Origin of the sequence: Pseudomonas sp. A1230 (assembly GCF_044218825.1) — a bacterium.
Lineage (GTDB): Bacteria > Pseudomonadota > Gammaproteobacteria > Pseudomonadales > Pseudomonadaceae > Aquipseudomonas > Aquipseudomonas iridis.
Map to the genome: position 1 here is coordinate 4,184,162 of NZ_CP162582.1, position 23,351 is coordinate 4,207,512.

A 23,351-nucleotide genomic window follows, 5' to 3' on the forward strand; every position below is an offset into this window, starting at 1 on the left:
CCTTACACTCGCCGCCATGATCAAATCCTTTCAGCACAAAGGCCTTCGGGGCTTCTATGAAACAGGTTCAACTCGCGGAATTCGCGCCGACCACGCAAAACGCTTGGCTCGCATGCTGCAGTTCATGGATCGCGCGACACTTCCGGGAGATCTGGATCTTCCGGGTTGGCGCTTGCATCCTCTCAAGGGCGAGCTCTGGGATTACTGGTCGCTAAGTGTTTCAGGCAACTGGCGAGTGATCTTTCGATTTATCGGCTCGGATATCGAATTGGTCGATTATCTGGACTACCACTGACAGGAGGCAGGCTCATGCCCATGCACAACCCGCCACATCCCGGTGAAACATTGTTGATGGACGTCTTGCCCGAACTTGGCATCAGCGTTACTGAACTGGCACGACACCTTGGCTTCGCTCGCCCGCATCTCTCCCGCGTATTGCACGGCCATGCACCCATTAGTCCGGACTTGGCGGTACGGCTGGAGCGAGCGGGCATTGGCAAGGCGCGCGTGTGGCTGGGTGTACAAACAGATTACGATCTGTGGCAGGCGGAACATCGCGAGCAGCCAGCGATTGAACCTCTCGCTGCCCACGCCTGATCACTTCAAACCACCAACTCCCCCGCCACTTTCACCCGTAACGCCTTGCCGCCCAATTGCTCGACCAGCGTCAGTGCGAACTCCAGCGCAGCGCCGGAGCCTTGGGCGGTGATGCAGTTGCCGTCGACGACAACGGGTTGATCAACAAAGGTGCAACCCGACAGTTGATGGCTGGCGCTCGGCAGGCAGGTCATGCGTCGCTGGCGTAAGACACCGAAGGCTTGCAGGGCGACAGCCGGGGCTTCGGCGATGGCGGCGAACAGGCGTCCGGCGCTGGCCTGATCCTTGAGCAATTGTTGCAGCGGTTGATGCGCCGCCAGGTGTTGTGAACCGACGGCACCGCCGGGCAGGACGATCAGGTCGAAGGTCTGCGCCAGCACATCAACCAACATGCCGTCAGCGGTCAGGCGCGTGCCACGGGCGCAGGTCAGCATGCGGCGGCCCTCGATGCTGGCCGCCATCACTTCGATGCCGGCGCGGCGCAGTACGTCGATCAGGGTCACACTGTGCAAATCATCGATGCCCTCGGCGAGGGTAATCAGGGCTCTAAAGGTCATGGGCGCTTTCCGCTGGGTGATCTTCAAAGCGTAGTCAGCTTCGCCCGGATCGCGCAGCAACAGCCGTTACTTGATGTAAAGCTGCGTCGACATTGTGTTGCGCGGAGCGTTGATCGAGGTGTTGCTGAAGGTGAAGGTGCCTTCCTGCTTGCCCGCCAGATCGAAGGTATAAAGAGAACCGACGGTTTTGCTGCCGGGCGTGCATTCGGTCAGATTGCCGGTATCAAAGGCACAGACCGGGGCCCGAGTGCCGTTCACTTCGAAACCGTCCAGCGCAGCCTGCGGTTGGTTCTGGCCATAACCGACTTCCAGCACGTAGACCTTGATGCTCGCGCCGCTGTGATTGCACTGGGTTTGCGCCTGACCATCGGCAATGTCTTCAAGGCCGCAGGCCGAAGATTGCACCTTGATGACTTTGACTTGCGACAAGGCCGGCGCCGAGGCGGCCCACGCTGTCGACGTCCCGACCATCAGGCCTGCGATCAATCCAAAAGCTTTAAACCGACACTTGCTCATGCTTCCCCCCATCACCAAAAATCTGCGCGCAGTATGGCGCAGTTGACCACAGCGCAAAACTTCGCCGACGATCGACACCAACATCCGCCATATTCCTCACGCTGCTGGTATGATGCGCGGCTTTTTCCGGCCCACCACAATTTCCCAGGCGCTTGCGACGGTCTGTGCTTTGCTGTTGAGGTCGATACATTCACGGCGCCACGCGCGCCACGGGGAGCGGACATGCTGGAAAGGCTGTTTCAACTCAAGGCACACAACACCAACGTGCGGACCGAGATTCTGGCGGGCATCACGACTTTCCTGGCCATGGCCTACATTCTGTTCGTCAACCCGAGCATTCTCGGCGAGACCGGTATGGACAAGGGCGCGCTGTTCGTCGCCACCTGTCTGGCAGCCGCCATCGGCTCGGCGGTGATGGGTCTGATCGCCAACTACCCGATCGCCCTCGCACCGGGCATGGGTCTGAACGCCTTCTTCACCTACACCGTCGTCCTGCACATGGGCCACACCTGGCAAGTGGCGCTGGGTGCGGTGTTCATTTCCGCAGTGCTGTTCTTCCTGTTGTCGATCTTCCGCATTCGCGAATGGATCATCAACAGCATCCCGCTGCCCCTGCGTTCGGCAATTGCTGCCGGTATCGGCCTGTTCCTGGCGCTGATCGCCCTGCACAACGCCGGCATCGTGGTCAGCAACCCGGCGACCATGGTAGGCCTCGGTGACCTGAAACAACCTGCACCAATCCTCGCCACCCTCGGCTTCGCCCTGATCGTCGCCCTCGAAGCGCTGAAAGTGCGCGGTGCAGTGCTGATCGGCATCCTGGCGGTGACCATCACCTCGATCGCCATGGGCTTCACCCCGTTCGGCGGCATTACCTCGATGCCGCCTTCGCTGGCGCCGACCTTTCTGCAACTGGACATCAAAGGCGCACTGGACATCGGTCTGGTCAGCGTGATCTTCGCCTTCCTGTTCGTCGACCTGTTCGACAACTCCGGCACCCTGATCGGCGTTGCCAAGCGCGCCGGCCTGATGGGCAAGGAAGGCCACATGCCGAAAATGGGTCGCGCACTGATCGCCGACAGCACCGCGGCCATGGCCGGTTCGCTGCTGGGCACTTCGACCACCACCAGTTACATCGAATCCGCTGCTGGCGTAAGTGCTGGTGGCCGTACCGGTCTGACGGCCATCGTCGTGGCGATTCTGTTCCTGCTGGCGTTGTTCTTCTCGCCACTGGCGTCCAGCGTTCCGGCTTTCGCCACTGCACCGGCGTTGCTGTTCGTCGCCGTGTTGATGACTTCGGGCCTGGCGGAAATAGACTGGGACGACATCACCGTCGCCGCGCCGGTCGTCGTAACTGCGCTGGCCATGCCATTCACTTACTCGATCGCCAACGGCATCGCGTTTGGCTTCATCTCCTGGACCGCGATCAAACTGCTGTCGGGCCGCGCTCGTGAGCTGAACCCGGCGCTGGTGATTCTGTCGATTCTGTTCGTGATCAAGTTGGGTTGGTTCAACGCATGACTTTCGATTCCAAAGCTTACGCCGAACAACTGGAAGCCAAGGTCACGCGCCTGCGTGATCTGCTGGTGCCGTTCGATGCGCCCGAGCCGACCGTGTTCGACTCGCCGCTTGCGAACTTCCGCCTGCGCGCTGAGTTCCGCCTGTGGCGCGAGGGCGGTGAGCGGCATTACGCGATGTTCTCCCAGGATGACAAGCGCACGCCGATCCTCATCGAAGAGTTCCCGATTGCCAGCCTGCGCATCAACCAGTTGATGCCGCAATTGAAGGCGGCTTGGCAGGCGAGTTCGGCGTTGAGTCACAAGCTGTTTCAGGTGGAGTTCCTGACCACGCTCGCCGGCGACGCGATGATCACCCTGTGCTATCACCGTCCGCTGGACGAGCATTGGCACGCGGCAGCGACCCAGTTGTCGGCGGACCTGGGCGTCAGCATCATCGGTCGCTCCAAGGGCAAACGCGAAGTCCTCGGCCAGGATTATGTGGTCGAGCAACTTGAAGTCGGCGGCCGCACTTTCAGCTACCGCCAGCCGGAAGGCGCGTTCACCCAGCCTAACGGCACGGTGAACCAGAAGATGTTGAACTGGGCATACGAAGCACTGGGCGATCGCACTGACGATCTGCTCGAACTGTATTGCGGCAACGGCAATTTCACCCTGCCGCTGGCAACCCGCGTGCGTAAAGTACTGGCCACCGAAATCAGCAAGACGTCGGTCAATGCGGCGTTGAGCAACCTCAGCGAAAACGCTGTGGATAACGTCACACTGGTGCGCTTGTCTGCCGAAGAGCTGACCGAAGCGCTCAACGAAGTCCGTCCGTTCCGTCGCCTGCACGGTATCGACCTGAAAAGTTACGAGTTCGGTAGCGTATTCGTCGATCCACCGCGCGCCGGCATGGACCCGGACACCTGTGAACTGACCCGGCGTTTCGACAACATCCTTTATATCTCCTGCAACCCGGAAACCCTGGCGGCCAACATCGCCCAGTTGCACGACACGCACCGTATTACCCAGTGCGCGTTGTTCGACCAGTTCCCGTGGACGCATCACATGGAATCGGGTGTGCTGCTAACCCGGCGCTGATTGCAGATACTGGATACAGGAAAGCCGTCGTGATGACGGCTTTTTTGTGGGTGCCTTGAAAGATCTCAGCCTGCGGCAGCTCCTACAGGGGGAGCGCGTTCCAAATGTAGGAGCTGCCGAAGGCTGCGATCTTTTGATCTGTGCGATCACCGAACAAAAAACCCAAAGCACCCAAGCGTTCAATTGACCAATGTAACCATCTAGTACATTTTATCTCCACAGGCTGAAACCCTCGGCCAAAGCCAAAAACAATAAGTGGAGTTTCCTCTCATGCCCCCTATCGTTCTGGTGCTCAACGGCCCGAACCTGAATCTGCTCGGCACTCGTGAGCCAGCAACTTACGGTCACGAAACCCTCGCTGACATCTCTGCCCTGTGCGGTCGTGCCGGTGAAGAGTTCGGCCTGACCGTGGAGTTTCGCCAGACCAATCACGAAGGCGAACTGCTCGACTGGATTCACGCCGCCCGTGGCCGTTGCGCCGGGATCGTGATCAATCCAGCGGCCTGGACGCACACCTCCGTGGCGATTCGTGATGCATTGGTGGCCAGCGAACTGCCGGTGATCGAAGTGCACCTGTCCAATGTCCACGCACGCGAGGCATTCCGGCATCACTCCTTCGTTTCAGCCATCGCCACGGCAGTAATGTGCGGGTTTGGCAGCCACGGCTATCGTCTGGCCCTGGAACATTTCAGCCAGCGGCTGAAGGGATGCGCGGCATGATTCGCAAAAACGTAATACTGGCCGGGCTGATCGGTGCCGGCATTCAGGCCTCGCGCACGCCAGCGCTGCATGAGCACGAAGGCGACGCACAGGGCCTGCGTTATCTGTACCGGTTGATCGACCTCGACCAACTGCACATGGATAGCAGCGCCCTCCCCGACTTGTTACTGGCCGCCGAACGGATGAACTACACCGGGTTGAACATTACCTTCCCGTGCAAGCAAGCGATCATCCCGCTACTCGACGAACTGTCTGACGAAGCGCGCGGCATCGGCGCGGTGAATACCGTGGTGCTGAAGGATGGCAAACGTGTCGGCCACAACACCGATTGCCTCGGGTTTGCCGAAGGTTTTCGCCGTGGCTTGAAGGACGCTGCACGCGAGCGGGTGGTCCAGATGGGTGCCGGTGGCGCTGGCGCGGCAGTGGCCCACGCGCTGTTGAGCGAAGGCGTACGGCACTTGAGTATTTTCGACGTAGACCGTGAACGCGCCGAGCACCTGGCGAACAACCTCAACCAGCACTTCGGCGGGGGCCGAGCAGCGGCCGGGCATGAGCTGTCGAGCTCCTTGAAACTGGCCGACGGCCTGGTGAATACCACGCCAATGGGCATGGCCAAACTGCCGGGCATGCCGGTGCCTGTGGAGCTGTTGCGCAAGGAGTTGTGGGTGGCGGAAATCGTCTATTTCCCGCTGGAAACCGAATTGTTGCGTAACGCCCGCGCACTGGGTTGCCGGACGCTGGATGGCGGCAACATGGCGGTGTTTCAAGCGGTGAAGGCGTTTGAGTTGTTCAGCGGCGTGGTGCCGGATGCGCAGCGGATGCTGGCGCATTTTCAAAGTATGGACATTTAGAGATCAAAGATCGCAGCCTGCGGCAGCTCCTGCAGGTTTTATTAGGAGCTGCCGCAGGCTGCGATCTTTTGAAGTGTCAGGCTTGCAGATAGCGCAACACCGAATCGCAAATCATCTCGCGATGACGCTGCTTGATGCTTTCGTCCGGCAGATCAATCTGAAAAATCTCACTGAACGTGTGGCGGTTCGACACGCGATAGAAGCAGAACGAACTGATCAACAAATGCACATCCAGCGCATTGAGCCCGGCGCGGAATACACCCTCCTCGGCACCCCGACGCAGTATCTCGCCCAGTGAATCGAGGATGGTGTTGTTCATCGCCTTGATCGCGTCGGATCGCTTCACGAACTCCGCGTTGTGGATGTTTTCGATGCACACGATTCGCACGAAATCGACGTTGCGGTCGTGATGATCGAAGGTGAACTCTACCAGTCGCCGAATCGCCACCACGGGCGGCAACTCAGTCAGGTGCAGGCGGTTTTCGGTGTTGCGGATATCGCCGTAAAGTTTCTCCAGCACCTCGACGTACAACTGCTCCTTGCTGCCGAAGTAGTAATAGATCATGCGTTTGGAGGTGTGGATGCGCTCGGCAATCGCGTCGACGCGGGCACCGGACAATCCCTGCTGGACGAACTCGACGATCGCCTCCTGCAAGATGTTCTCACGGGTCTTTTCCGGGTTGTTCTTGCGACTTTTGCGCGGCTCTGCGACGGACTCGACGGGAGCTGCGGAAAGTTCTGAATTTATTGTCATTGCGGGCTCACGGCCTTCACTGCACAGGCTGGCGATTATGGGCCGAGCCGCACAGTGAAGGAAGCCGCGCGACCCGTGTTTAATCCCGCGTTTACGAATTTCCTACAACTTCGCCTGGCGCACCGCGCCACTGCGTGATTTGGCCATCGCGGCCAAACGCACCGCAACGTTCGCCGCGCCATACCCGGCATAGCCATTTTTGCGCTGGATGATCTCGAAGAAGAAGCGCCCTTCAAACGGCTCGGTGTAGACGTGAAACAGCTCGCCACCCTGCGCGTCGCGGTCATACAGCACGTTGTAATACGCCAGCTCACTGAGGAATTCGTCGTCGAAATCAAAACGCGCGGCGAGATCGTCGTAATAGTTGAGCGGAATATCCAGCAACGGCACCCCCGCCTCTTTGGCTCGACTGACTTCGGCGAAGATGTCATCACAATCGAAGGCGATGTGATGCACACCGGAGCCGCGATAGCTCGACAGTGCGTGGGAGATCGCCGTGTTGCGGTTCTCGGAAATATTCAACGGCAAACGGATCGAGCTATCGCGACTGCGCAGCGCTCGGCTCTTCACCAGACCATACGGGTCGGGCAGGACCACTTCGTCGTCGGCCTCGAAATCCAGCAGGCTTTTATAAAACAGCACCCAACTGTCGAGGCTGTCCGCCGGCAATGCCATGGCCATGTGATCGATGCGCTTGAGGCCGCCACGTCCCGGTGCGTCGGGCAGCAGATTGAAGTCGGTGCCGTAGACATCCGCCTGTTCATCCACCAGATAAATCAGGCTGCCGTCCGGCGCGCGTACCGCAGCCAATTCCAACTCGTTCGGCCCGACCAACCCGCGATAGGGCTGACCTTTATAAGCAACTGCACGGGCCAGCGCGCTGGCGCTGTCCTTGACTCGCACGGCGGTGGCGCACAGCGATGGGCCGTGGGCCTCGAAGAAACTGTGAGCAAACGAGTACGGTTCAGAATTGAGGATCAGGTTGATATCACCTTGGCGCAGCAGGCTCACACTCTTGGAGCGGTGCTGCCCAGCCTTGACGAAACCGAGTCGTTCCAGCCAGTTCGATAGCTTGGCGCCGAGGCTTTCATCGACAGCAAACTCAAGAAACTCGACGCCGTTGTACTCGCTGGCCTTGGGCGTTTCGAAGAGAATTTCGCGATTGGCAACGGGGGTCGCGTCCTGCTCCAGGCGCAGCCGAGTCTTCTCCTCCAGGTACAGCAATGAACGCAACCCGTCGGCCGCGTTAGCCCGTGGCGGCGCGGCACGGAAACCATCGTTGAAGATTTCCAGCGACAGCGGCCCGGTGTAACCACTCTGGATGATCGGCGCGAGGAAGCCCGGCAGATCGAACTCGCCCTGCCCCGGAAAGCAGCGGAAATGTCGGCTCCACTCCAGCACATCCATTGCCAGGATCGGTGCATCAGCCATTTGCACGAAAAAGATCTTGTCGCCGGGTATGTTGGCGATGGCAGACGGATCGCCTTTCAGCGACAAGGTATGGAAGCTGTCGAGCAACACGCCAAGGTTTGGGTGGTCGGCCTGACGCACGATGTCCCAGACCTGTTGATAAGTGTTTACGTGGCGGCCCCACGCCAGCGCTTCATAACCGATGCGTAAACCGCGTGCCCCGGCGCGCTCCGCCAGAAGCCGCAGGTCATCTATCAGAATCTGCTGATCGCCAACGCTGTCGGCCGAGGCGTTACTGCACACCAGCACCAGGTCGGTACCCAGTTCCTGCATCAGATCGAACTTGCGCTCCGCCCGCTCCAGATTGCGCGCCAGCCGATCGCGGCGGCAGCCTTCGAAATCACGGAACGGCTGGAACAGGGTGATGGCGATGCCGAGATCGGCGCACATCTGTTTAATTTCCCGCGGACTGCCGTCGTAGTACAGGAGGTCGTTTTCAAAGATTTCCACCCCGTCGAACCCGGCGGCGGCGATGGCTTCGAGTTTTTCCGGCAGGGTGCCGCTCAAGGAAACCGTGGCAATGGAACGCTGCATGTTTCTACTCCCGGACTGCGCCGTTTGTGACGGGTGATCATTTTTATCGTGGTGAAATTATTGGCTGCATCCCCTCGCGCAGCAATTTAAAGTGTACTACCCGGTTAGTTTTGCGGGCGATTATCGAACACAATGGCGGTTTGACGAATTGACGATTTTTCGTCCACTGCCCAACATCGACTGCACATTGAGTCCGGACATGAACCACCGGTCGCAGTGTTCGACAACAAAAGAACACCAAATAAAAAATCCAAAAACGGGTGGAACACATGATTCCTTCACAGACTTCCCGCATGGCCCCGGCCATGAGCACTGCCACCGGTGGCATCGGCGACAAGATCCGCGGCGCCATGGCGGTCGGCAAAACCCGTTGGGGCATGCTGGCGCTGGTGTTTTTCGCCACCACCCTGAACTACATCGACCGCGCCGCCCTCGGCGTCATGCAGCCGATCCTCGCCAAGGAAATGAGCTGGACGGCGATGGATTACGCCAACATCAACTTCTGGTTTCAGGTCGGCTACGCCATCGGTTTTGTCCTGCAAGGGCGGCTGATCGACCGGGTCGGCGTCAAGCGCGTGTTCTTCTGCGCCGTGCTGCTCTGGAGCCTGGCCACCGGCGCTCACGGCCTGGCCACTTCGGCGGTCGGCTTCATGGTCTGCCGGTTTATCCTTGGCCTGACGGAAGCGGCGAACTACCCGGCCTGCGTGAAAACCACGCGCCTGTGGTTTCCCGCTGGTGAACGTGCCGTCGCCACCGGCATCTTCAACGCCGGCACCAATGTCGGCGCCATGTTCACGCCGATGCTGTTGCCACTGGTCCTTCACGTATGGGGCTGGCAGGCGGCGTTTCTGTGCATGGCGGCACTGGGCGGGATCTGGCTGTTGTTCTGGGGTTTGAAGTACTTCAACCCGGAAGATCACCCGAGCGTCAAACAGTCCGAACTCGACTACATCCAGCAGGAAGTCGAACCGGAACAGGCTCGCGTGCCGTTCTCGAAAATCCTGCGCATGCGCGGCACCTGGGCCTTCGCCCTCGCCTACTCGCTGACCGCGCCGGTGTTCTGGTTCTACCTGTACTGGTTGCCGCCGTTTCTCAATCAGCAATACAACCTGGGCATCAACGTGACCCAGATGGGTATCCCGTTGATCATCATCTACGTCACCGCCGACTTCGGCAGTGTCGGTGGCGGCATTCTGTCCTCGTTCCTGATCGGTCGCGGCATGAACGCGATCAAGGCGCGGTTGCTGTCGATGTTGCTGTTCGCCTGCTGCATCATCGGGGTGGTCATGGCCGCCGGCTCCGCCAACTTGTGGGTCGCGGTGGCGGCGATTTCGCTGGCCATCGGCGCGCACCAAGCCTGGACCGCGAACATCTGGAGCCTGGTGATGGACTACACGCCCAAGCACATGATGAGTACGGTGTTCGGTTTCGGCGGCATGTGCGCAGCGATCGGCGGGATGTTCATGACCCAGATCGTCGGCCACATCCTCACCGTCACCAACAACAACTACACCGTGCTGTTCACCCTGATTCCGGCGATGTACTTCCTCGCGCTGACGTGGATGTACTTCATGGCGCCGCGCAAGATTCCAGCCATCACCGAGTGATCCGCCCCCTGTAGGAGCTGCGGCACGCTGCGATCTGTTGATCTTGTTGTTAAAGATCAAAAGATCGCAGCGTGCCGCAGCGCCTACAGAGGTTTGTGTCGCTACTTTCAGCGGCGGCTCTGCTGCCACGCTGCCGCCAGGCCGCTGCAACAGATCACCGCAATACCGATCACCGTCAACCCGCTCGGCGTGTGATTGAACAGCAGCCAGCCCAACAGCCCCGCAAACACAATCTGGCAATACCCGAACGGCGCCAGCAACGCCGGCGCGGCATGGCGGAACGCCTGGGTCAGGAACAAGTGCGCGGTCATCCCGCAACTGCCCAGCGCCAGCATCAGCCCGGCATGGGTCAACGTTGGCACCTGCCAGAAGAACGGCACCAGCGCACTCATCACCAACGTGTTGCACAACCCGGCGAAAAAATTGCTGGTGGTCGGGCTGTCGACTTCGGCGAGCTTGCGAGTGAGCAATTGGTAGAAGCAGAAAAACAGCGCCGAGCACAGCGGCAGCAAAACAGCCGGCGTGAACAGTTCGCCACCGGGATGGACGATGATCAGCACGCCGATAAAACCGCAAATCACCGCGATCCATTGACCACGGGTCACTCGCTCCTTAAGCAGTGGCACCGACAACGCGGTCACCAGCACCGGCGCCAGGAAGTTCACCGCCGTGGCTTCCGCCAACGGGATGTACATCAGCGCCGTGGTGAAGAACAGGCTGGTGCCGAGCAGGCAAAGTGCGCGGATCAACTGCCACAGAGGCTTCTTGGTGCGCAGGACGCGCAACCCGGATTGCGGCAGAAAAATGCCCGCCATCAGCAGGGTGTGCACCACGTAGCGCGCCCACACCACCATCACGATCGGATAAAACCCGGAGAGGTATTTCGACAATGCGTCATGACTGGAGAACAGGAAAGTCGCCACGACAATCAGCATGATCCCTTTGAAGGGTTGGTTGACGCCGGACAACGGTGTACTGACGGTCATGGGCACTCCTTTGTAAACACTGCCAAACAATCTAGAGCCAGGCGTCAGACTCTCACAGAGAATATTCATAATAGTGGGCGAACAGCGCACCAAATGGTTCAACACCGGCTTCAATGATAACGAGCAAGACAGCAGAACTTTTGATGACGCGAAGTTATAGTCCTGATCCTGCACGTGAACCCGGATTCACGCGCCAATAGAACCGCCGGGCCAACCCGGGTGTCTGACGACCGGACTGGCGCCATACTCACGCACCAGCAACACTCATCATCACGTTCAATAGAGGATTCCCACATGCTATGGAAAAAAGGCCGACGCAGTGACAACGTCGTCGATGCCCGTGGTGATGACGCCGGCGGTGGCGGTGGCATGCGCTTTGGCGGCGGCAAGGGCCTGAGCCTTGGAGCAATTCTGCTGATCGTCGGCATCGGCTGGATCACCGGGCAAGACCCGATGCAGATCCTCGGCCAGCTCACCGGGCAAATGTCCGAGCAACCGGCAGCCACTTCGCAGACCCGCCAGGCACCGCCGGCGAACGATGAACAGGCAGAGTTCGTCCGCTCGATCCTCGGCGATACCGAAGACACCTGGGGCACGATTTTCCAGCAGGCCGGCCGGCAATATAAAGATCCTACCCTGGTGCTGTTCAGCAATCGGGTCAACTCCGCGTGCGGTATGGCCACATCGGCTACCGGTCCGTTCTACTGCCCGGCAGACCAGAAGGTCTATCTGGACATGGCGTTCTTCCAGGAAATGTCGCAACGCTTCAAGGCGTCCGGAGACTTCGCACAAGCCTACGTGATCGCTCACGAAGTCGGACATCACGTGCAGACGCTTCTCGGTGTCTCGGCGAAAATTCAGACAGCCCGCCAGCAAGGTCGGCAGATGGAGGGCGACGGTGGCTTGCTGGTGCGCCAGGAACTGCAGGCCGATTGCCTGGCCGGCGTCTGGGCCTACAGCGCGCAGAAGCGCCTGAACTGGCTGGAACCGGGCGACATTGAAGAGGCCATGAACGCGGCCAACGCCATCGGTGATGATCGCTTGCAACAACAGGGTCAGGGTCGTGTGGTGCCAGACTCGTTCACTCACGGTACGTCGGCGCAAAGGGTGCGCTGGTTCAAAACCGGATTCGCGCAGGGCCAGGTAAGCCAGTGCGACACCTTTGCGGCGAAAAACCTGTAAATGCACAAATGGCTTTTGGCTTTACTGATCGTTGGCAGCACCGCGCAGGCGGCTGGCGTCGACGCAATCAGCCCCGGGCGATTGCAACTGAAGGCCGGGGAAATGGCGGTGGGTATCGGCCCTGCGCCGGAGAAAATCGAGCGCGTGCTGATCGTCATTCATGGTCGCCTGCGCAACGCCGAGACCTATCGCAAGAGCGCCGAAAGCGCGGCAGAGCTGGCGGGGCAAACCGCGCACACGCTGGTGATCGCCCCGCAGTTTCTCAATGAAAGTGACGTGCCGTTGTACTCATTGCCCGCGACGGTGTTGCGCTGGAAAGGCAACGAGTGGATGGGCGGCGGTTTTTCCACAGGTCCGAATCCATTGAGTTCCTATGCGGCGCTGGATGAAATCGTCGCCCGTATCACCGATCGCAAACAGTTTCCGGACGTCAAGCAGATCGTGATTTTTGGCCACTCCGGCGGAGGCCAGGTGGTGCAGCGTTATGCCCTGCTCGCCAAGGATCAACCGGCGCTCAAAGCCAACGGCATTCGCCTGCGTTACGTGGTAGCGAACCCTTCCTCGTACGCCTATTTCAACGAACAGCGGCCCGTGGCATTCGATCACGCGCAATGTCCGGGCTTCAATCGCTGGAAGTACGGTCTGTCAGACATGCCGGTGTATGCCAGTGGGCAAACGGCGCTGCAGCTTGAAAGCAGTTACATCAAACGCGAGGTGATTTATCTACTCGGGCAGCAGGACATCGACCCGCAGCATCCGGCGTTGGACAAGAGTTGCTCGGCAAAAGCGCAGGGGGCGTATCGCCTGGAGCGAGGCAAGATGTTTTTCGGTTACTTGCTGCGCCGCCATCCGGAAGGGGTGAATCAACGCTTGGTTGAGGTGCCGCGGGTTGGGCATAACGGCGACGAGATGCTGACGTCGCCGGAGGGGCAGAAGGCTTTGTTCGAATAAGTCCTGTAAATGATCTGGCGCCATCGCTGGCAAGCCAGCTCCCACAATGATTTGTGTCAGGCACATTTCTGCATCCACTGAAAATCCCTGTGGGAGCTGGCTTGCCAGCGATGAGGCCAGTTCAAACAACCGGGATATCAGGTGAACAACATCCGCCGCAAATCGACACAATCCTGCGCATGCCAATCCGTCAGCTCCGGCCACGGGTTATCCGGCAGATTCACCAGCACCGTGCGCGCGCCCGCCGCACGGCCGCAATCCAGATCAAAGCGGTAATCGCCGACCATCACCATCTCACTGGCCGACACGTTCCAGGCCTCGGCCAGTTTCAGCAAACCACCCGGGTGCGGCTTCGGTGGTGCTTCATCGCGGCCCAGCACATCGTCGACGGCAAAGCAGTCAGCCAGACCGATTGCCTCCAGGGTCACATGCGCCAGTTCGCGCGCGTTGCGGGTCAGAATGCCGAGGCGATAACCGCGCGAGTGCAGATCACGCACCAGCTCCACTGCACCCGTCGCCGGGGTCGAACCCAAGGCCAGGTCGCGCTCGTGTTCAAGCAGCCACGCATGCTTGGCCGCCGATTCATCGGCCGGCAATGCGGCGAGATGGGTGAGGATGTCGTCTTCGGGCGGAATCGCCAATGCCACGCGAATCGCCGCGAAGTCATGCACCGCGACGGTCAGGGTGCCGTCCATGTCGAACACCCAATGGCGGACGTCAGCCAGGCTCATGCCCAATCCTTGCGATGCCGAATCAGGCCTTCCTGGGTGACCGAAGCCACCAGTTGCCCAGCGCGATTGAACACGCTGCCACGGGAGAAACCACGCGAGTTGCCGGCCCACGGACTGTCCATCGCGTAGAGCAACCAGTCATCGGCACGCAGGTCATTGTGGAACCACAGCGCGTGATCAAGGCTGGCAACCTGCATGTCTTTCTGCCAGACCGATTTGCCGTGAGGCAGCATCGAGGTGGTCAGCAGACCGAAGTCCGAGGCATAGGCCAGCAGGTATTTGTGCAGCGCCGGAATGTCGGCCAACGCACCGTCTGCGCGAAACCACACGTATTTCACCGGGTCCGCTGGCTGCGGGTTATACGGATCTTTTTCAGTGACCGGGCGCACTTCGATCGGCTTCGGACACAGCAGTTTTTCGCGCATGTGCTCGGGGATCAGGTGCGCACGTTGCTGAGTCAGCTCCAGCTCCGACGGCAGGTTTTCCGGGCCGACCACAACCGGCATCGGGGTCTGGTGCTCGAAGCCTTCTTCGTCATACTGAAACGAAGCGCTGCACGTGAAGATCGGATGGCCCTTCTGGATTGCCGTCACACGGCGAGTGCTGAAGCTGCCGCCATCGCGCACGCGATCAACCGAATAGACCACCGGCAACTTGGCATCGCCCGGACGCAGAAAATAACCGTGCATCGAATGCACATGGCGGGTTTCTTCAACGGTCTGACTGGCCGCCGACAGCGACTGGCCGAGCACCTGACCACCGAACAACTGACGGAAACCCAAGTCCTGGCTACGGCCGCGGAAGAGGTTTTCTTCGATCGGTTCCAGGGTCAGCAAATCGACCAGATCTTCCAACACTTGGCTCATTCAGGCTCTCCTCACACAAAGCTATACCGCGCAGTCTTGGCTACGGCGGTCGATTCAGATTCTGGCGCAGGCCAATGATTTGGCGGCCATTGTAAACGTCCGTGTCGGCTTATCCATGCAAGGTTTGCAGCCATTGTTCCCGGGTGATGCGATACAGCACATGCCTTCTTAACGGGTGATCGACAGCGAGTTTCGGATGATCAAAGTCATCGGCCGGCGCGTGATGCATGCCGATCGCCTGCATGACTTTCTCCGAAGGCAGATTGCTTTGTGCGGTGAAAGACACGACCTCTTTCAAGGCCAATCGATCAAAGCCGCAGCGCAGAGCGGTCCACGCCGCTTCACTGGCGTAACCCAGGCCCCAATGTTCCTTGGCCAGACGCCAGCCGATTTCCACTGCCGGCGTGAATGAGGCGTCGAAACCGACGACACCCAACCCGGTGAATCCGATGAACTCGCCGCTGTCCTTGCGCTCCAGCGCCCACAAACCATAGCCATGCTCGGCAAAATGTCCGCGTACCCGGCCGATCAACGCGGCACTTTCCAGTCGGCTCAAGGGTGCCGGAAAGTAGCGCATGACCTGAGGATCGGCACACATCGCCGCAAATTCCGGCAAATCCTCGTCCTGCCACTGACGCATCAGCAGGCGTGCGCTTTCCAGTTGCAGTATCGGCTCCATCGTGCCCCTCCGTTTCCATGCCGCAAGTCTACATCGCTGGTAGGATCCTTCACTCTTTCCAACGTTCCCACGCGAAAAAGCCATGCCATTGCCGCTGATCTACCACGAAGACTACAGCCCCGAGTTCCCAGCGGATCACCGCTTTCCCATGGACAAGTTTCGTCTGTTGCGTGATCACCTGGTCGACAGCGGCCTGACCCGTGACGCCGATCTGTTGCGTCCGCAAATCTGCCCCAACGACATCCTCGCGCTGGCGCATGACCGTAGCTATATCGAACGCTACATGAGCGGCGAGTTGTCCCGCGAAGACCAGCGGCGCCTCGGCCTGCCGTGGAACGAAGCACTGGCGCGGCGCACGGTGCGGGCGGTCGGCGGTTCAATCCTCGCTGCGGAAAAAGCCCTGGAGCATGGCCTGGCCTGTCATCTGGCGGGCGGCACCCATCACGCGCATTACGACTACCCGGCCGGGTTCTGCATCTTCAATGACCTGGCGATCATCAGCCAATACCTGCTGCAAAGCGGCCGGGTCAATCGCGTGCTGATCTTCGATTGCGACGTGCATCAGGGCGACGGCACCGCGCGCATCCTGCATGACACCCCGGAGGCGATTACCGTGTCCCTGCACTGCGAGAAGAATTTTCCTGCACGCAAAGCCGAAAGTGACTGGGACATACCGCTGCCCAAAGGCATGGGCGATGCCGACTATTTGAAAGTGGTCGACGACACGCTCAACTATCTGCTGCCGCTGTATCAACCGGATCTGGTGCTGTATGACGCCGGCGTTGATGTGCACAAGGACGACGCCCTCGGTTATCTGCAACTCACCGACGAAGGTGTCGCCGCCCGCGATGGAAGCGTGATGCGCCATTGTCTGGGCCGTGACATCCCGGTGGTCGGCGTGATCGGCGGTGGTTACAGCAAGGATCGCCACGCCCTCGCCCGCCGCCACGGCATTCTTCATCACAGCGCGCAGCGCGTCTGGACGTCACACGGTTGTCATTGAGCTGTGCTGCGTTACCCACAATCGCTGTGGAACTGCCTGTGGATAACCTGAGTGAAAGGGACTACAGGCCACAGCGAACATGGCGTACAGCGCGGTGGTTGTTTTTTAACCAACATTTGAATTGCTCCACAAATCCACTGTGGGAGCGAGCCTGCTCGCGAAGAAGTCGGTCCTTTCAACATCAAAAGTGACTGACCCACCGCTTTCTCGAGCAGGCTCGCTCCCACAGGGATCTCCCCCATTGGCCTGCGCTGTTAGAATGCGCGCCTTATCTCGCCATACCGCAGCGCACGCCATGACTCAGAACACCGCCTCCTCCCCCGCTCACGTCGCCATCATCGGCGGTGGCCCTGCCGGCCTGATGGCCGCCGAAGTGCTGAGCCAGGCGGGAGTACGCGTCGATCTGTACGACGGCATGCCCTCGGTGGGCCGCAAGTTTCTGCTGGCAGGCGTCGGCGGCATGAACATCACCCATTCCGAAGCCTACCCGGCGTTCCTTTCGCGCTACGCCGAACGCGCACCGCAAATCGCCCCGTTGCTTCGCAGCTTCGATGCCGATGCGTTGTGCCGCTGGATTCACGATCTGGGCATCGAAACCTTCATCGGCAGCTCCGGCCGTGTGTTCCCCACCGACATGAAAGCCGCGCCGTTGCTGCGCGCCTGGCTCAAGCGTCTGCGCGACAGCGGCGTGGTTATCCACACCCGCCATCGCTGGCTCGGTTGGGATGAACACGGCGCGCTGCGCATCGACAGCCCGGAAGGCGAGAAAACCCTCAAACCCGATGCCACGCTGCTCGCCCTCGGCGGCGGCAGTTGGTCGCGACTCGGTTCCGACGGCGCGTGGATGTTGCCGCTTGAGCAGCGTGGTGTAGGACTGGCGCCATTGCAGCCAAGTAACTGCGGCTTCGAAGTGCAGGCCTGGAGCGAATTGCTTGTCAGCAAATTCGCCGGCGCGCCGCTGAAAAATATCGCCATCGGCTTGAACGACGACATTCCGCGCTTGGGCGAATGCGTGATCACCGCGACCGGCATTGAAGGCAGTCTGATTTATGCGCTGTCGGCGCCGATTCGTGAGGCGATCAATCAATATGGCGCGGCGGTTATTCACATCGATCTGTTGCCCGGCCGACCTGTGGATAAATTGCAGGCAGCGTTGAGCAAGCCACGCGGTTCGCGGTCGATGGCCAAGCATCTGCACAGTCAGGTCGGGATTGATGGGGTGAAAGCGGCGTTGTTGCGTGAATTAACTGACGCTGCAACCTTTGCTGATCCGGCGTTGTTGGCCCGGGCGATCAAGGCATTGCCGGTGACACTCGTGAAGACCCGTCCTTTGGATGAGGCAATCAGCAGTGCTGGCGGCGTGACGTTTGAAGCGCTGGATGAGCAATTGATGCTCAAGGCGTTGCCGGGAGTGTTCTGCGCGGGCGAGATGCTTGACTGGGAAGCGCCAACGGGCGGCTATTTGCTGACGGGGTGTTTTGCCAGTGGGCGGGCCGCGGGGTTGGGGATTGTGCAGTGGCTTAAAGCAGCGCCAGGTTTTAAGCCACAAGCTGCAAGCTAAAGCACAGCGCTTTTAACTTGCAGCTTGCAGCTATCCACTCGAAGCTGCTTTTACGGCTTGCGCTTGCGCGGCCCAGTGTTGAACACAGGCACCTTGCGCACAGGTTTGATCGAAGGCTCTGGCGCCTGCGTCTCGCCGCTGTCGACCCATTTACCCAGGTTGCGCTTGCCGCCACCGCCGGAAGTTTTCGGCTTTTTCGGTTTCTTCGGCTTCTTGATCACCTGGCCGCTGGCGTCGGTATCCGGCACGCGGTGTTCAGGCTCGAAGTCCGGTTCGTTCTGACGCTTCAACGTCTGACGCGTGAGCATCTCGATCGCCGACAGCATGTTCACTTCATCGGCACATACCAGCGAAATCGCTTCGCCCGTCGCACCGGCACGGCCAGTACGGCCGATACGGTGAATGTAATCCTCGGCCACGATCGGCAGATCAAAGTTGACCACCAGCGGCAGGTCTTCGATGTCCAGACCACGGGCCGCGACATCGGTGGCCACCAGAATCTGCACTTCGCTGAGTTTGAAACGATCCAGCGCACGCTGACGGGTCGCCTGCGGTTTATCACCGTGGATGCCGTCCGCGTTGACGCCCAGGCCCTGGAGTTTTTCCACCAGCGCATCGACGCCGTTACGGGTCTTGGCGAACACCAGCACCTGCTTCCACTTGCTCTTGCGCATCAGATGCACGAACAGTTCGGCCTTGCGCTTCTTGTCCACCGTCACCACCCACTGCTTGACGGTGTTGGCGGCGACGTTGCGCGGGCTGACTTCGACGCTCAGTGGGTCGTTGAGCATCTGCCCGGCCAGCAGGCGAATATCGTCGGAGAAGGTCGCGGAGAACAGCAGGGTCTGGCGCTTTTTCGGCAGCATGCGGTAGATATTCGCCAGTTCTTCGGAGAAGCCCAGGTCGAGCATACGATCGGCTTCATCCAGCACCAGGGTTTGCAACTGATCGAGTTTCAGCGCGTTCTGGCGGAACAGGTCGATCAGGCGACCAGGCGTGGCGACCAGCACATCGACGCCGCCGCGCAGCTTCATCATTTGCGGGTTGATGCTGACGCCGCCGTAAACCGCATAAGTGCGCAGCGGCAGGTTTTCGGCGTACTGGCGCACAGACTCATGAACCTGCTCGGCCAGCTCGCGGGTCGGCACCAGAATCAGCGCACGCGCCGAGTTCGCGGTGACTTTTGGGCCTTCCATGGCCAGCAACTGCAACAGCGGCAAGGCAAAACCGGCCGTTTTGCCAGTGCCGGTCTGGGCCGCAGCCATCAGGTCGCGACCGGCCAGAACGGCCGGTATGGCTTGCGCCTGCACAGGCGTCGGGGTCTGGTAGCCGAGCTTCTCGAGAGAGCGCAGCAAAGGTTCGATCAGGCCAAGGGAGGCGAAAGTCATGGGAGTACCGTAGGAAAATTCAGCGCAATTGTGCGACACGAGTGTGCAATGCCGCGCAGTTTACCCTAATTCGTACGCTGTTCCGCGGGAACGGCTGTCGGCGCTGCGACTGGCGGCAGTACTGGCCGGCGCCACTGCGGCAAGCCAATCAACACCACAGCGCTGATGATCACCAACATCGCCAGCGCCTCTTCGATACCAATCGTCTCGCCAACAAACACGATCCCCAGCAACACCGCCACCGCCGGGTTGACGTAGGCATAACTGGTCGCTGCGGCCGGGCGCACGTGCTTGAGCAGGTACATGTAGGAATTGAAGGCGATGATCGAGCCGAAGAAAATCAGATACGCCAGCGCCAGCCAGCCTTCAATCGGCGGCAGCGCTTCCAGATGTTCGCCGCTCAGCGTGCTACCGATCAGCAGCACCACACCGCCGACCAGCATTTCCACGGCACTTGCCATCGCACCCTGCGGCAGCGGCAGATGCCGGCTCCACACCGAACCAAATGCCCACGCCGCCGCCGCAAAAATCAGCAACGCCGCACCCAGCGGACTCGATTGCAGATTCGAGCCCATGTTGAGCATGGCGATGCCGACAATGCCCAAGCCCACCCCGGCCCACTCGAGACGGGTATTACGCGCGCCCCAGAAATAACCGCAGAGCAACGTGAACAGCGGCACCGTCGCCACCGCCAACGCAGCAACTCCCGAAGCCACCCCCGAGTGCTCGGCCACACTCACCGCGCCGTTACCAAAGCTGAGCAGCAAAATCCCGATGATCCCCGCCGCTTTCCACTGCGCCCACGTCGGCGCCGGTGCCCCGCGCCAGCGCAGGAAGCCGTACATCAACGCGCCGGCAATCACAAAGCGCACGCCGCCCAGCATCAGCGGCGGCCAGTATTCGACGCCGATGCGGATCACCAGATAGGTCGACCCCCAAATTACATACAATGCAAAAAAAGCGGCGATCAGCGGCAAGGAAAAACGGCGCAGGGCAGACATGAGCAACTCGACAGTCAGCGTCAGGAGACTGGATATTCTAGAAAGGCCAGCCGGCAAAAATAAGTTACAAAACCTGTTTATCGCGCCGGTACACTTTGGAAAGCACGGAGATCAACGGCATAAACCACGATTTCGAAAGTCTGCCGATTTCAGGAGTTCACCCCTTGGACAAATACGACCGCATGCTGCTCAGCGCCCTACTCGAAAACGGCCGTGCGTCCTACGCCGACCTGGCGCGCAAAGTGAACCTCTCCGCCCCCGCCGTGGCGGAGCGTGTGGCCAAGCTTGAAGCAGCGGGAGTGATCACCGGCTATGAGGCAAAAATCGATCTGGCGAAAATCGGCCTGCCGATTCAGTGCGTGATCGAACTGCGTCTGCACCAGAACGGCAGTCAGAAGGTCTACGACGAACTGGTGAAAATCCCCCAACTGACCGAGTGTTTTAGAGTGACGGGCGATCCGTGCGTGATCATGAAGGCCGCGGTGGGCTCGATGCCAGAGCTGGAGGAGTTGATCAATCGTGTGGCGAAGTTCGGGTTCAGCAAGACGTCGATTGTGCTGTCGAGCGCCATCGAAAAGCGCGTGCCGCTCGGGCACATCGAAAGCAACGGCAAGTAGAGTTCTCCTGTAGGAGCTGCCGCAGGCTGCGATCTTTTGATCTTGCTCTTAAAAACAAGATCAAAAGATCGCAGCCTCGTTTCACTCGACAGCTCCTACAGGGAAGCGTCGGTGATTTTGGGATCAGCGATAGCGCTGCAGATGTTCGCTGACTTTGGCGGCCGGGACTTTCTGCAGTTTGCACAGCAGGTCATGGGATAACTCGCGCACGCCGTGCTTGCTGCGCAACTCATCCGCAAGGTGCGCCATCAAGTTCGCCGCCATCTCCGCATCCGCCATTGCCCGGTGAGCCTGACCCGTGTGTGGCAGGCGGGCGAACGTGGTGAGGGTGCCGAGTTTGTGATTCGGCGCTGCCGGCATCAAGCGGCGAGCCAACAGTAGCGAACAGGCGAAGTTTTGCAGGCGTGTGCGCTTGATCCGCCCCAGTTCGAAGTCCCAGAACTTCTGATCGAACGAAGCGTTGTGCGCGACCAGTGGCGTGCAGCCGACAAACTCGTTGACCTCGTTCATCACTTTTTCCGCCGGCGGCGCGGTGCGCAGCATGGCGTTGCTGATGCCGGTCAGTTGTTCGATGAACGCGGGGACGCGTACACCCGTGTTCATCAGGCTCTGGTAACGCTCGACGATGCGGCCGTTTTCCAGCATGACCACGGCAATTTCCGTGGCGCGACAGCTGCTGTTTGGCGAGAGGCCAGTGGTTTCAAAGTCGATGACTGCAATGCGTTCCAAACCGGGTTCAACTCCGTACAAATCAATTCTTCAGTAACCGCTCAATTCTTCAGTAGCAGTGCGCCTTCGATCGGCACGTAACGGCTGGCGGCGCGGATCAGCGAGTTGGCGGTGAGGCCGGGAACACCGTAAGCGACCGCTTGCACTCCGTGTTTGCTGATGATGCGTTCCAGCAGCATGTCGAAATCGCCATCACCGGACGCCAGGACAACTTCGTCGACGTGGTCGGCGGCGTCCATGATGTCGAGGGTGATGCCCACGTCCCAGTCGCCCTTGGCCGAGCCATCGCTGCGCTGGATGTACGGTTTGAGCTTCACGATGAAGCCGAGGTTGCGCAGGATCTGCTGGAACTGCTGCTGCTTGCTGTCGCCACGGTCGATCGCGTAGGCGTAGGCCTCGACGATCTGCCCGTCCTTGCTGATGTCTGCCCACAGCGCCGCGTAGTTGAAGTGGCAACCATAGGCCTGACGCACGGTGTAGTAGAGGTTCTGCACGTCGGCGAACACTGCGATTTTTTTCACCGGAGTTCCTGTGAGCGCGCAAGCGCACGAAGCGGGATCAGGCGCCAGGCCCGAAAATGGCGCTCAGTATGCCAGCCCGAAGGAAGGTGACGCGAATAATCGGTCCGGAGCCCTCAGGGGCTCCGGACGAATGGTGAGTCAGACGAAGGAATCGTCGTCATCGAAGAACGATGAGTTGTCATCGCTGTAGTCGGTATCGGCAACCCCACCCTGGTCGTTTCCGGCCATGCGCTGGTCATCGCCCCAACCGCTGTTGCTCTGATCTGCAACCTGCGCCGGCTCTTCCTTGATCACTTCAACAATTTCTTCCGGCTGCTGATTGTGATGAAACAGGCTGCTGATGCCTTGCGCCAGCATCACACCACCGGCCACGCCAGCGGCGGTTTTCAATGCGCCACCGAGAAAGCTGTTGCCTGCCGCCGGAGCCGCTTGTTGCGCGTAGTTAGGCGACTGTGCGCCAAAGCTCTGTTGCGGCGCGGGCGCATTGAAGTTCTGCTGCGGTGCCGGCTCACGCCAGCCGCCAGTGGATGCCGGGGTGCTCTGGGCCGGTGCCGGACGCGAAGTGCCGCCGCCGAAGATGCTCGACAGAAAACCACCGCCACCACTCGGCGTGGGCGCCGCACCTTGGGCCTTGGCCGATTGCAGTTCGGCCTGCAACTGCTGGACTTGCCGGGTCAGTTGCTTGTTCTGTTCGTCGAGGCTCTTGAGCGCTGCCTCTTGCACCAGAATCGCCTGGGTCATGAAATAACCTGCCGCCGGTTGGCGTGTCAGGTGTTCCTTGATCCGCGCCTCGGCCTGGGCATCGCGCGGGGCTGCTTCCGTCTCGGCCTGTTGCAGCCGGGAAAACAATCCATCGATCAGGGTTTGCTCTTCGCTGTTCATGGCGACCTCGTAGATTGCCGGGGAAAACATTGCCCTCGTCCACACTGGACGGGG

25 protein-coding genes are annotated in these 23,351 nt (G+C 60.0%); 12 read left to right on the forward strand and 13 right to left on the reverse strand.

The window, feature by feature from the left end; all coding sequences use genetic code 11:
• Positions 1-16: 16 nt before the first annotated feature.
• Both AB4P97_RS19590 and AB4P97_RS19595 read left to right on the forward strand, forming a co-directional pair.
• The gene (locus AB4P97_RS19590) at positions 17-295 is read left to right on the forward strand and encodes a type II toxin-antitoxin system RelE/ParE family toxin (RefSeq protein ID WP_115146588.1); all 279 of its coding nucleotides are present in this window, start codon (positions 17-19) and stop codon (positions 293-295) included.
• Between the two features lie 14 nt (positions 296-309).
• On the forward strand, positions 310-597 hold the full coding sequence (locus AB4P97_RS19595; protein WP_047303344.1) for a HigA family addiction module antitoxin: 288 nt from the start codon (positions 310-312) through the stop codon (positions 595-597).
• Between the two features lie 5 nt (positions 598-602).
• On the opposite strand, the gene AB4P97_RS19600 is transcribed toward AB4P97_RS19595, so the two are convergent.
• Both AB4P97_RS19600 and AB4P97_RS19605 read right to left on the reverse strand, forming a co-directional pair.
• The gene (locus AB4P97_RS19600; RefSeq protein ID WP_047303489.1) at positions 603-1,154 is read right to left on the reverse strand and encodes a DJ-1 family glyoxalase III; all 552 of its coding nucleotides are present in this window, start codon (positions 1,152-1,154) and stop codon (positions 603-605) included.
• Between the two features lie 66 nt (positions 1,155-1,220).
• Positions 1,221-1,670: a DUF4879 domain-containing protein gene (locus AB4P97_RS19605; RefSeq protein WP_395601498.1), complete on the reverse strand. Its 450-nt coding sequence runs from the start codon at positions 1,668-1,670 to the stop codon at positions 1,221-1,223.
• Positions 1,671-1,892: 222 nt separating this feature from the next.
• On the opposite strand from AB4P97_RS19605, the gene AB4P97_RS19610 reads away from it, so the two are divergent.
• The 4 genes from AB4P97_RS19610 to AB4P97_RS19625 all read left to right on the forward strand — a co-directional run bounded on the left by AB4P97_RS19610 (position 1,893) and on the right by AB4P97_RS19625 (position 5,835).
• Positions 1,893-3,188 carry an NCS2 family permease gene (locus AB4P97_RS19610; RefSeq protein ID WP_395601499.1) on the forward strand — a complete coding sequence of 432 codons (1,296 nt, stop codon included), beginning with the start codon at positions 1,893-1,895 and terminating at the stop codon, positions 3,186-3,188.
• Entirely contained in the window at positions 3,185-4,264 is a 1,080-nt protein-coding gene (gene trmA / locus AB4P97_RS19615; RefSeq protein ID WP_395601500.1) for a tRNA (uridine(54)-C5)-methyltransferase TrmA, read from the forward strand. The genes AB4P97_RS19610 and trmA overlap by 4 nt, the downstream gene beginning before the upstream one ends.
• Positions 4,265-4,534: 270 nt before the next feature.
• Complete coding sequence (gene aroQ / locus AB4P97_RS19620) at positions 4,535-4,984, forward strand: type II 3-dehydroquinate dehydratase (RefSeq protein WP_042561186.1); 450 nt, start codon at positions 4,535-4,537, stop codon at positions 4,982-4,984.
• Positions 4,981-5,835, forward strand: coding sequence for a shikimate dehydrogenase (locus tag AB4P97_RS19625; protein ID WP_395601501.1), 855 nt, complete (start codon positions 4,981-4,983; stop codon positions 5,833-5,835). Before aroQ ends, AB4P97_RS19625 begins: the two co-directional genes overlap by 4 nt.
• 76 nt (positions 5,836-5,911) lie before the next feature.
• Here AB4P97_RS19625 and AB4P97_RS19630 read toward each other — a convergent pair whose 3' ends face one another.
• A complete protein-coding gene (locus AB4P97_RS19630) occupies positions 5,912-6,589 on the reverse strand; it encodes a TetR family transcriptional regulator (RefSeq protein ID WP_047303349.1) in 678 nt (225 codons plus the stop codon).
• A gap of 102 nt (positions 6,590-6,691) precedes the next feature.
• On the reverse strand, positions 6,692-8,593 hold the full coding sequence (gene quiC, locus AB4P97_RS19635; protein ID WP_395601502.1) for a 3-dehydroshikimate dehydratase QuiC: 1,902 nt from the start codon (positions 8,591-8,593) through the stop codon (positions 6,692-6,694).
• Positions 8,594-8,862: 269 nt separating this feature from the next.
• Between quiC and AB4P97_RS19640 the strand changes: the two genes are divergently transcribed.
• A complete protein-coding gene (locus tag AB4P97_RS19640) occupies positions 8,863-10,200 on the forward strand; it encodes an MFS transporter (protein WP_042561188.1) in 1,338 nt (445 codons plus the stop codon).
• 107 nt (positions 10,201-10,307) lie between these two features.
• On the opposite strand, the gene AB4P97_RS19645 is transcribed toward AB4P97_RS19640, so the two are convergent.
• Complete coding sequence (locus AB4P97_RS19645; protein ID WP_150617335.1) at positions 10,308-11,186, reverse strand: DMT family transporter; 879 nt, start codon at positions 11,184-11,186, stop codon at positions 10,308-10,310.
• A 294-nt stretch (positions 11,187-11,480) separates the two neighbouring features.
• Here AB4P97_RS19645 and AB4P97_RS19650 point away from each other — a divergent pair, with 294 nt between their 5' ends.
• Positions 11,481-12,368, forward strand: coding sequence for a neutral zinc metallopeptidase (locus AB4P97_RS19650; protein ID WP_042561190.1), 888 nt, complete (start codon positions 11,481-11,483; stop codon positions 12,366-12,368).
• A complete protein-coding gene (locus AB4P97_RS19655; RefSeq protein ID WP_395601503.1) occupies positions 12,369-13,319 on the forward strand; it encodes an alpha/beta hydrolase family protein in 951 nt (316 codons plus the stop codon).
• Positions 13,320-13,456: 137 nt separating this feature from the next.
• Here the strand turns inward: AB4P97_RS19655 and AB4P97_RS19660 are convergent, their stop codons facing one another.
• From AB4P97_RS19660 to AB4P97_RS19670, 3 genes are all read right to left on the reverse strand, one after another.
• Positions 13,457-14,050, reverse strand: coding sequence for an HAD family hydrolase (locus AB4P97_RS19660; RefSeq protein ID WP_047303518.1), 594 nt, complete (start codon positions 14,048-14,050; stop codon positions 13,457-13,459).
• Positions 14,047-14,916, reverse strand: coding sequence for an acyl-CoA thioesterase II (gene tesB / locus AB4P97_RS19665; RefSeq protein WP_047303520.1), 870 nt, complete (start codon positions 14,914-14,916; stop codon positions 14,047-14,049). Before tesB ends, AB4P97_RS19660 begins: the two co-directional genes overlap by 4 nt.
• Before the next feature lie 109 nt (positions 14,917-15,025).
• Positions 15,026-15,595, reverse strand: coding sequence for a GNAT family N-acetyltransferase (locus AB4P97_RS19670; RefSeq protein ID WP_395601504.1), 570 nt, complete (start codon positions 15,593-15,595; stop codon positions 15,026-15,028).
• 82 nt (positions 15,596-15,677) lie between these two features.
• Between AB4P97_RS19670 and AB4P97_RS19675 the strand changes: the two genes are divergently transcribed.
• Positions 15,678-16,598 (forward strand): histone deacetylase, encoded by a 921-nt coding sequence (locus AB4P97_RS19675; RefSeq protein WP_273875892.1) that lies wholly within the window; start codon positions 15,678-15,680, stop codon positions 16,596-16,598.
• Between the two features lie 295 nt (positions 16,599-16,893).
• Positions 16,894-18,159: a TIGR03862 family flavoprotein gene (locus AB4P97_RS19680; protein WP_395601505.1), complete on the forward strand. Its 1,266-nt coding sequence runs from the start codon at positions 16,894-16,896 to the stop codon at positions 18,157-18,159.
• Between the two features lie 50 nt (positions 18,160-18,209).
• On the opposite strand, the gene AB4P97_RS19685 is transcribed toward AB4P97_RS19680, so the two are convergent.
• A complete protein-coding gene (locus tag AB4P97_RS19685) occupies positions 18,210-19,547 on the reverse strand; it encodes a DEAD/DEAH box helicase (protein ID WP_042561197.1) in 1,338 nt (445 codons plus the stop codon).
• Positions 19,548-19,612: 65 nt separating this feature from the next.
• Positions 19,613-20,548 carry a drug/metabolite exporter YedA gene (yedA, locus tag AB4P97_RS19690; RefSeq protein WP_395601506.1) on the reverse strand — a complete coding sequence of 312 codons (936 nt, stop codon included), beginning with the start codon at positions 20,546-20,548 and terminating at the stop codon, positions 19,613-19,615.
• 164 nt (positions 20,549-20,712) lie between these two features.
• Between yedA and AB4P97_RS19695 the strand changes: the two genes are divergently transcribed.
• A complete protein-coding gene (locus AB4P97_RS19695; protein ID WP_200613163.1) occupies positions 20,713-21,165 on the forward strand; it encodes an Lrp/AsnC family transcriptional regulator in 453 nt (150 codons plus the stop codon).
• A 123-nt stretch (positions 21,166-21,288) separates the two neighbouring features.
• Here AB4P97_RS19695 and AB4P97_RS19700 read toward each other — a convergent pair whose 3' ends face one another.
• The 3 genes from AB4P97_RS19700 to AB4P97_RS19710 all read right to left on the reverse strand — a co-directional run bounded on the left by AB4P97_RS19700 (position 21,289) and on the right by AB4P97_RS19710 (position 23,297).
• Positions 21,289-21,894, reverse strand: a complete 606-nt coding sequence (locus AB4P97_RS19700; protein ID WP_042561200.1) for a PolC-type DNA polymerase III — start codon at positions 21,892-21,894, stop codon at positions 21,289-21,291.
• Positions 21,895-21,935: 41 nt separating this feature from the next.
• Entirely contained in the window at positions 21,936-22,415 is a 480-nt protein-coding gene (locus AB4P97_RS19705; protein ID WP_042561201.1) for an NYN domain-containing protein, read from the reverse strand.
• Between the two features lie 138 nt (positions 22,416-22,553).
• On the reverse strand, positions 22,554-23,297 hold the full coding sequence (locus tag AB4P97_RS19710; protein WP_273876105.1) for a DUF2076 domain-containing protein: 744 nt from the start codon (positions 23,295-23,297) through the stop codon (positions 22,554-22,556).
• Positions 23,298-23,351 lie beyond the last annotated feature (54 nt).